Below are 5,031 nucleotides of genomic sequence, written 5' to 3' on the forward strand. Positions count from 1 at the left end.
AGACCTTTGAGAACTGAATAAGAAACCAAGTGCAGGGTTATGATAGAAGAAATTATAACCTGTCAATTTACAAGAATAAATCGTCAGAAGACGGTAATGAGTTAACGCTCGAACAATTATTAAATTTTTAATGAGAGTTTGATCCTGGCTCAGGACGAACGCTGGCGGCGTGCCTAATACATGCAAGTAGAACGCTGAAGAGAGGAGCTTGCTCTTCTTGGATGAGTTGCGAACGGGTGAGTAACGCGTAGGTAACCTGCCTTGTAGCGGGGGATAACTATTGGAAACGATAGCTAATACCGCATAACAATGAATGACACATGTCATTTATTTGAAAGGGGCAATTGCTCCACTACAAGATGGACCTGCGTTGTATTAGCTAGTAGGTGAGGTAACGGCTCACCTAGGCGACGATACATAGCCGACCTGAGAGGGTGATCGGCCACACTGGGACTGAGACACGGCCCAGACTCCTACGGGAGGCAGCAGTAGGGAATCTTCGGCAATGGGGGCAACCCTGACCGAGCAACGCCGCGTGAGTGAAGAAGGTTTTCGGATCGTAAAGCTCTGTTGTAAGTCAAGAACGAGTGTGAGAGTGGAAAGTTCACACTGTGACGGTAGCTTACCAGAAAGGGACGGCTAACTACGTGCCAGCAGCCGCGGTAATACGTAGGTCCCGAGCGTTGTCCGGATTTATTGGGCGTAAAGCGAGCGCAGGCGGTTTGATAAGTCTGAAGTTAAAGGCTGTGGCTCAACCATAGTTCGCTTTGGAAACTGTCAAACTTGAGTGCAGAAGGGGAGAGTGGAATTCCATGTGTAGCGGTGAAATGCGTAGATATATGGAGGAACACCGGTGGCGAAAGCGGCTCTCTGGTCTGTAACTGACGCTGAGGCTCGAAAGCGTGGGGAGCGAACAGGATTAGATACCCTGGTAGTCCACGCCGTAAACGATGAGTGCTAGGTGTTGGATCCTTTCCGGGATTCAGTGCCGCAGCTAACGCATTAAGCACTCCGCCTGGGGAGTACGACCGCAAGGTTGAAACTCAAAGGAATTGACGGGGGCCCGCACAAGCGGTGGAGCATGTGGTTTAATTCGAAGCAACGCGAAGAACCTTACCAGGTCTTGACATCCCGATGCTATTTCTAGAGATAGAAAGTTACTTCGGTACATCGGTGACAGGTGGTGCATGGTTGTCGTCAGCTCGTGTCGTGAGATGTTGGGTTAAGTCCCGCAACGAGCGCAACCCCTATTGTTAGTTGCCATCATTCAGTTGGGCACTCTAGCGAGACTGCCGGTAATAAACCGGAGGAAGGTGGGGATGACGTCAAATCATCATGCCCCTTATGACCTGGGCTACACACGTGCTACAATGGTTGGTACAACGAGTTGCGAGTCGGTGACGGCAAGCTAATCTCTTAAAGCCAATCTCAGTTCGGATTGTAGGCTGCAACTCGCCTACATGAAGTCGGAATCGCTAGTAATCGCGGATCAGCACGCCGCGGTGAATACGTTCCCGGGCCTTGTACACACCGCCCGTCACACCACGAGAGTTTGTAACACCCGAAGTCGGTGAGGTAACCTTTTGGAGCCAGCCGCCTAAGGTGGGATAGATGATTGGGGTGAAGTCGTAACAAGGTAGCCGTATCGGAAGGTGCGGCTGGATCACCTCCTTTCTAAGGAAAAACGGAATGTACTTGAGTTTCTTATTTAGTTTTGAGAGGTCTTGTGGGGCCTTAGCTCAGCTGGGAGAGCGCCTGCTTTGCACGCAGGAGGTCAGCGGTTCGATCCCGCTAGGCTCCATTGAATCGAAAGATTCAAGTATTGTCCATTGAAAATTGAATATCTATATCAAATTCCATATGTAATTAATTACATATAGATAGTAACAAGAAAATAAACCGAAACGCTGTGAATATTTAATGAGTTAGGTCGCAAGACCAAAATAAGGTTAAGTTAATAAGGGCGCACGGTGGATGCCTTGGCACTAGAAGCCGATGAAGGACGTGACTAACGACGAAATGCTTTGGGGAGCTGTAAGTGAGCAATGATCCAGAGATGTCCGAATGGGGGAACCCGGCAGGTAATGCCTGTCACTCATTACTGTTAAGGTAATGTAGAGGAAGACGCAGTGAACTGAAACATCTAAGTAGCTGCAGGAAGAGAAAGCAAAAGCGATTGCCTTAGTAGCGGCGAGCGAAACGGCAAGAGGGCAAACCGAAGAGTTTACTCTTCGGGGTTGTAGGACTGCAACGTGGACTTAAAGATTATAGAAGAACTACCTGGGAAGGTAGGCCAAAGAGAGTAATAGCCTCGTATTCGAAATAGTCTTTATACCTAGCAGTATCCTGAGTACGGCGAGACACGAGAAATCTCGTCGGAATCTGGGAGGACCATCTCCCAACCCTAAATACTCTCTAGTGACCGATAGTGAACCAGTACCGTGAGGGAAAGGTGAAAAGCACCCCGGGAGGGGAGTGAAATAGAACCTGAAACCGTGTGCCTACAACAAGTTCGAGCCCGTTAATGGGTGAGAGCGTGCCTTTTGTAGAATGAACCGGCGAGTTACGATATGATGCGAGGTTAAGTTGAAGAGACGGAGCCGTAGGGAAACCGAGTCTTAATAGGGCGCATTAGTATCATGTCGTAGACCCGAAACCATGTGACCTACCCATGAGCAGGTTGAAGGTGAGGTAAAACTCACTGGAGGACCGAACCAGGGCACGTTGAAAAGTGCTTGGATGACTTGTGGGTAGCGGAGAAATTCCAAACGAACTTGGAGATAGCTGGTTCTCTCCGAAATAGCTTTAGGGCTAGCGTCGATGTTAAGTCTCTTGGAGGTAGAGCACTGTTTGGGTGAGGGGTCCATCCCGGATTACCAATCTCAGATAAACTCCGAATGCCAACGAGATATAATCGGCAGTCAGACTGCGAGTGCTAAGATCCGTAGTCGAAAGGGAAACAGCCCAGACCACCAGCTAAGGTCCCAAAATATATGTTAAGTGGAAAAGGATGTGGGGTTGCACAGACAACTAGGATGTTAGCTTAGAAGCAGCTATTCATTCAAAGAGTGCGTAATAGCTCACTAGTCGAGTGACCCTGCGCCGAAAATGTACCGGGGCTAAAACATATTACCGAAGCTGTGGATACCTTTATAGGTATGGTAGGAGAGCGTTCTATGTGCGAAGAAGGTGTACCGTGAGGAGTGCTGGAGCGCATAGAAGTGAGAATGCCGGTATGAGTAGCGAAAGACAGGTGAGAATCCTGTCCACCGTAAGACTAAGGTTTCCAGGGGAAGGCTCGTCCGCCCTGGGTTAGTCGGGACCTAAGGAGAGACCGAAAGGTGTATCCGATGGACAACAGGTTGATATTCCTGTACTAGAGTATATAGTGATGGAGGGACGCAGTAGGCTAACTAAACCAGACGATTGGAAGTGTCTGGCCAAGCAGTAAGGTGTGATATGAGTCAAATGCTTATATCTATAACATTGAGCTGTGATGGGGAGCGAAGTTTAGTAGCGAAGTTAGTGATGTCACACTGCCAAGAAAAGCTTCTAGCGTTAATTATACTCTACCCGTACCGCAAACCGACACAGGTAGTCGAGGCGAGTAGCCTCAGGTGAGCGAGAGAACTCTCGTTAAGGAACTCGGCAAAATGGCCCCGTAACTTCGGGAGAAGGGGCGCTGACTTATGGTCAGCCGCAGTGAATAGGCCCAAGCAACTGTTTATCAAAAACACAGCTCTCTGCTAAATCGTAAGATGATGTATAGGGGGTGACGCCTGCCCGGTGCTGGAAGGTTAAGAGGAGTGCTTAGCGTAAGCGAAGGTATGAATTGAAGCCCCAGTAAACGGCGGCCGTAACTATAACGGTCCTAAGGTAGCGAAATTCCTTGTCGGGTAAGTTCCGACCCGCACGAAAGGCGTAATGATTTGGGCACTGTCTCAACGAGAGACTCGGTGAAATTTTAGTACCTGTGAAGATGCAGGTTACCCGCGACAGGACGGAAAGACCCCATGGAGCTTTACTGCAGTTTGATATTGAGTATCTGTACCACATGTACAGGATAGGTAGGAGCCTATGACCTCGGGACGCCAGTTTCGAGTGAGGCGTTGTTGGGATACTACCCTTGTGTTATGGCTACTCTAACCCAGATAGGTTATCCCTATCGGAGACAGTGTCTGACGGGCAGTTTGACTGGGGCGGTCGCCTCCTAAAAGGTAACGGAGGCGCCCAAAGGTTCCCTCAGAATGGTTGGAAATCATTCGCAGAGTGTAAAGGTATAAGGGAGCTTGACTGCGAGAGCTACAACTCGAGCAGGGACGAAAGTCGGGCTTAGTGATCCGGTGGTTCCGCATGGAAGGGCCATCGCTCAACGGATAAAAGCTACCCTGGGGATAACAGGCTTATCTCCCCCAAGAGTTCACATCGACGGGGAGGTTTGGCACCTCGATGTCGGCTCGTCGCATCCTGGGGCTGTAGTCGGTCCCAAGGGTTGGGCTGTTCGCCCATTAAAGCGGCACGCGAGCTGGGTTCAGAACGTCGTGAGACAGTTCGGTCCCTATCCGTCGCGGGCGTAGGAAATTTGAGAGGATCTGCTCCTAGTACGAGAGGACCAGAGTGGACTTACCGCTGGTGTACCAGTTGTTCTGCCAAGAGCATCGCTGGGTAGCTATGTAGGGAAGGGATAAACGCTGAAAGCATCTAAGTGTGAAGCCCACCTCAAGATGAGATTTCCCATGATTTTATATCAGTAAGAGCCCTGAGAGATGATCAGGTTGATAGGTTAGAAGTGGAAGTGTGGTGACACATGTAGCGGACTAATACTAATAGCTCGAGGACTTATCCAAAGAAAGTAACTGAGACATATTGACAACGATTTGGTTTCTTGATACAGTATAGATATTCAATTTTGAGTTGAGAATACTCAGAGTTAAGTGACGATAGCCTAGGAGATACACCTGTTCCCATGCCGAACACAGAAGTTAAGCCCTAGTACGCCTGATGTAGTTGGGGGTTGCCCCCTGTTAGATA

The 5,031-nt window shown here is 49.3% G+C and carries 1 tRNA gene and 3 rRNA genes; all 4 read left to right on the plus strand.

What is annotated here, in order from left to right:
* Positions 1–126 precede the first annotated feature (126 nt).
* Positions 127–1,674, plus strand: a 16S ribosomal RNA gene (locus H7T99_RS10410).
* 54 nt (positions 1,675–1,728) lie between these two features.
* Positions 1,729–1,801 (plus strand) — tRNA-Ala (locus H7T99_RS10415).
* Positions 1,802–1,947: 146 nt separating this feature from the next.
* Positions 1,948–4,847 (plus strand): 23S ribosomal RNA (locus H7T99_RS10420).
* Between the two features lie 83 nt (positions 4,848–4,930).
* A 5S ribosomal RNA gene (gene rrf / locus H7T99_RS10425) occupies positions 4,931–5,031 on the plus strand; the annotation flags it as partial.

The organism is Streptococcus sp. 17.1, assembly GCF_016648655.1.
Classification (GTDB): domain Bacteria; phylum Bacillota; class Bacilli; order Lactobacillales; family Streptococcaceae; genus Streptococcus; species Streptococcus salivarius_E.